Annotated in this window: 1 protein-coding gene and 1 pseudogene; both read right to left on the minus strand. The window is 41.2% G+C overall.

Features of this window, described 5'->3' with window-relative positions; all coding sequences use genetic code 11:
- Nucleotides 1-1,572, minus strand: a pseudogene (locus tag G498_RS0109590) (hypothetical protein); the annotation flags it as partial.
- Between the two features lie 376 nt (nucleotides 1,573-1,948).
- On the minus strand, nucleotides 1,949-5,329 hold a 3,381-nt coding region (locus G498_RS0109595), incomplete at its 5' end, for a PKD-like domain-containing protein (RefSeq protein WP_026980972.1).

Consider the following 5,329-nt stretch of genomic DNA (forward strand, 5'->3'; position numbering starts at 1 on the left):
CTGCGGCTGGCTACAGCTTGGCGTTCCTGTTGTGGCTACACTTACCAAACTGTATGTGGTTGTTGCGGTTAAAGCCGCTGTGGTTACTGTAGCCGTTCCGGCAGCATCCAAAGTGATGGTTTGGTCTGCACCGCCGTCTACGGTATAAGTTACTACGGCATTTGGCGTTCCGCTGAAAGTAACCGTTCCAGTGGTGTTAGAACATACTGTAGCGGTTGCCGTTGTAATCGTAGCCGTTGGCAACGGCAATACATAAATATGGAAAGAAGTCACCCCGTCAATAGTCGGATCGGTATTGTCTTCCATACGAACCCAGATCTGTTCACCGTTTGTACCTAAATAGGCATTGTCCGGAGAAATCGCATTGGCATCGTTATCGGCGTCGGCCAGGGTATGGTGGTAGGTTACCGTATATCCCGGTTGGTTATTCGTCACATCATTATTCAATGCCGCAAAATCAAATGTTGCCTGACCGGAACCTGCTGCGTTCTCACATAAAGTGATGTCGGCCGGAGTCTCTGGATTAGCGCCGCATTCAACCATGGTTAAAGTGAATGAACGGGTTTCCACACACTGGCTATCAAAGCTTCGGATACCTACCCAGATCACTTGCGTAGTTTGAGGAGGAGTCATAGTATAAGTTGAACCAATAGAGATGTTATCTAAAGCATCCTGTTCCGTTAAATGGTAAGAAGTATAATAAATACTCTGATCGACAATATCGTCATTAACCGACAAATCAAATGTAACCGGACCTCCGTTTGCGTCGCATTCTGTAATATCATCGGGCTCTGTAACTTCAAAAGCCGGTGCCGGTGAAATAGTAATCGAAGCCGTCATATTCGAAATACAGCCAACTTTATTAACCAATACAGAATAAGTTCCCGGCTGGTTAACTGTAATAGATTGCGTATTTCCAATAGGAGTAGTACCATTTAACATCCAAGCATAGGAATCTGCTCCGGCAATAGAAGCCGTTAAAGTAGCGGACTCGTTTTCACAAAGTACGAAGTCGTCACCTATGTAAAGAGGACAAACGATATCACAATTTGTGGAACCAGTACCTCCTGTTTGCTGAAGATTAATAAATCCAGCCCCTCCGTTAAAGTTTGTAATTAACACAACATATATTTCCCCAGTTTGTGCATTTGGAATTGTAAAATTTTCAACTCCTGCAGCAGAATAACTACAATCAATTATGTTTGTTCCTGGAACTGGATAAGTCCCTGGTGGGGCAAATGGATTACTAGGACATGGAGATGGTGCACAACTAAAATTCAATTGTCCACAAATGTTAGCTAAAGTAACATTAAGATCATCGGGTTGCAGAGAACCGGTAAAAGGTCCCCATGCAATAAAATCTACATCTAAAGGACTTCCAATAGGGTTACCTGTAGCATCAAAAGCAGTATTTTGAACAAGGTTGAAATTTAAATCTCCTGGATTATCAATTTGCAAATAGAACCAAGCTGGATTTGGTGTTGAACCATTACAACCTACTGCACCTAAACTGGGAACTCCTGTTGAATTTGGAAAAGGTATCCCTTGATCATTTGCACAAAACGGTTTCATAGTAGGACAGGTAGCCCCTGGCTGCGCTTGCCCAAAAACGTTATTTGTAAGAAATAATGTAAAAAAAACTAAAAGAAAGTATATTTTCTTCATCTGAATGACTATTAATAATGGCGAATTTACATAAATTTTAGAAAATTTTATCTTAAATTTTACATAAATGGGTATATCACATAATCACTATTAATTGTTAATTCAGCAAAAAATATCTTATTTTACAGGTAAATGAAAGTAATTTAGGTTAAAGCAACGGCCATAATCTAACTGCTTTTATTTAGAATTTAGCATTTATTATTTAGAATTTGACGAAAATAAAAAGAGTAGGCTTATCGCTAAACCTACTCTTTTTCATATTAAATAGTCATTGTAAAGAAAATTACCTTTTTAAAGAGAAATGCGCTTTAAAAATTCTCTCTTCTAAGTTTGGCCCGTCTTTGAAACGAATGGTAAACCAATAATCTGTAGAAGGCAATGGTTCTCCGTTATACGTTCCGTTCCATCCGCTTCCTCCCGGAATAATCTGTTTGATTAGTTTTCCGTATCGGTCGAAGATTAAGATTTCCGCATTTGGCTGATCGTCTGATAAATCCCAAACGTTCCAAGTGTCGTTAAATCCATCTCCATTCGGGGTAAAGAAATGCGGATAACCTATTACATAAATTGTATCTTCAATATAGGTACATCCGTTTTCATCGGTTACCACTATAGTATGCAATCCCGGTAAAATACCTGTAAACACATTTGAAGACTGAGGAACTCCTCCATCAATCTGATATTGATAAACTCCAGTTCCACTTACCACTACTGTAATTGTAGGATTGTTGCTGAACGCCTCGTTTACATACATCTGCATTAAAATTCCAGGATTGGATTCTACAACTGTAACGGTGTTTTCAACAGCAGCAGGATCAGAAGTACAACCTGTATTAGTGTTTATGATGTCTACCGAATAATCCCCCGGCGCACTGGCCACATAAGTACTTCCCATAGCTCCAGGAATTACAACTCCATTGAAATACCAGGTAAAGTCATAATCAACTGTATTCAGACCTGTATCTAATAAATGTGTGGATAATACTTCTCCGGTTACACTGTCAATACATACTGTTCCCGGAACCATAGCTGAAACCGGTAAAGGTTTAACATGAACTGTAACGGTAAATGGTGCTCCGGCACATCCGTTTGCTGTTGGTATAACAGTATAAACAACCGTCCCGACACCTGAACCTGTAGTATGCAATTGTTGAGTGATGTCCCCTGTTGAACTATCATTAAAAGCACCTGTCACCCCATTTTGAACTACCGTCCAACTAAAAGTAGTACCAGCCACAAAAGAAGTCAACGAAATGGTAGTAAACTCTCCACTACAAATAGAATACGAGGAAGAACCTATTACCTGAGGTTTCGGATTAACTGTAACGGTTACAGTAATTGGAGTCCCTGCGCATCCTCCATTAAAAGGTGTAATAACATAATCTACGGTTCCTGGCACAAAACTTACAGTTGACAAGGTTTGTTGAATAGCAGTTCCCGAACCAGGCATTGCACCAATTACTCCGTTTTGCAACACCATCCAAGAATATGTTGTTCCCGGTACACTACTTGTTAATGAAATATTTGTAGTTTCTTGAGAACAGATGGTTTGCTGATCAGGATTAGCCGTCACATTCGGAATTGGTTTTACGGTTACCGTAACTTGAACCGGGTCTCCCGGACAGCTATTTACAATTGGTGTAATAGTATACACAACTACACCCTGAACAAACGGATCCACCAATGTTAAAGTATGATTAATTGAGGTTGTATTTACATTCAATCCCGATGATGCACCCGTCACACCGGTCTGATTAACAGACCAATTGTAAACTGTATTTGGCATGTTAGACGACAAATTAATAGTTGCGGAAGAACCCGAACATATTTGCTGATTTAATGGTGTTGCCGTTAAAATTGCTTTTGGCGTTACCATTACTACAACATTAACAGGCGTACCAGAACAACCATTATTTAATGGAGTAATGGTATAAACCACATTTCCTGTTGTAGTTCCTGTTGCGGTTAACACATCATTAATAACCGTTCCACTTCCGTTTGTTGCTCCGGATACTCCTGTTGCACTTGCTGTCCAGGAATAAGTGGTTCCTGTCATGCCTGATGTTAATGTTATACCTGTAACCTGCCCTGAACACAATGTTTCTGAAGTTGGTGTTGCTATTACATCTGGTAGCGGATTCACAGTTATCACAACGTTAATTGGATTTCCAATACATCCATTCGCAGTTGGTGTGATGGTATAAGTAACTGTACCGATTGCGGAACCTGTCGCTGTTAAAGTCTGGTTGATTACACCTCCAGAACCGTTAGAAGCTCCGGTAACACCATTCTGAACCACAGTCCAAGAATATGTTGTTCCGGCTACACCACTTGATAAATTAATACCTGTAGAAGTATTGGAACAAATTGTTTGCGATGCCGGTGTAGCAATCACATTTGGCTGAGGGTTGATTGTCACACTGGCAATACTGGTATCATTAGCACAAGGCGCAATACCATTTACTGTATATTCAAACGTACTCGATGTTGCACCAATGGCTGGAAGGTAAGTACCTGCTGCAGCATTGAATATCCCTCCGGTTCCTGAAGTTCTTACCCAAGTTCCTCCTGCTTGTTCCCCGGTAATCAAACTAAATAAGTCTATTGTTGTTGTATCGTTATCGCAAACTACAATACTTCCATCTGAACCTGCTGTAGGTTGTGCATTGATATTAACAATAGCTGTACTTGCATCATTACTACAAGGAGCTACACCGTTCACAGTATATTCAAATGTACTGGTTGTTGCTCCAACTGAAGGTGTAAAAGTTCCTGCCGCAGCGTTAAAGACACCTCCGGTTCCGGATAATCTAACCCAGTTCCCTCCTGTCTGTTCTCCACTAATTAAACTGTATAAATCAATAGCAGCTGTACTATTCTCACAAACAGTTGTACTTCCATCATTTCCTGCTGTCGGCTGCGCATTTATCGTAATTGTAGCAATACTAACATCACTCGAACAAGGAGTCACTCCGTTTACTGTATATTCAAAGATACTGGTTGTTGCTCCTGCTGATGGTGTAAAAGTTCCAGCAGCTGAATTGAAGGCACCACCAGTTCCGGAAGTTCGAACCCAAGTCCCTCCTGCTTGTTCACCTGTAATTAAGCTGAACAAGTCTATAGCTGCTGTACTATTGTCACAAACCACTGTTCCTCCATCTGCTCCAGCTGTAGGCTGAGCATTTATAGTAATTGATGTAGATGCTGAAGTTGACGGACAACCTCCAGAAGCCGGAACGGTATAAGTAACCGTATAAGTTCCTGATGTACTGGCATTAGGATTAATGTCTCCCGTAGTTGCATCAATCACTAAACCAGGCGTTGAACTATATGTACCGCCAGTATAAGCTCCTGTTCCATTTAATGTTACCGTTTCACTCAACGAAGTGTTACAGAACGGTGTCGCATAACTGATCGTTGCGGTTGGCATTGGTGTGATGGTAATCGAAGCCGTACTCGAATTCGATGGCGCACAGCCTGAAGCTGCAACCGTATATGTTACCGTGTAAGTACCCGGTGTACTGGTAGCCAAATCGATTTCTCCAGTTGTACTGTTGATTGTCAAGCCTGCTCCTGCACTATAGGTTCCGCCAGTGGTGAATCCTGCCACTCCGGTTGGAGACGGATTCGTTCCGTTAGAACATACCGGTGAAGTATAACTAAA

Source organism: Flavobacterium suncheonense GH29-5 = DSM 17707 (genome assembly GCF_000430025.1).
Classification (GTDB): Bacteria; Bacteroidota; Bacteroidia; order Flavobacteriales; family Flavobacteriaceae; genus Flavobacterium; species Flavobacterium suncheonense.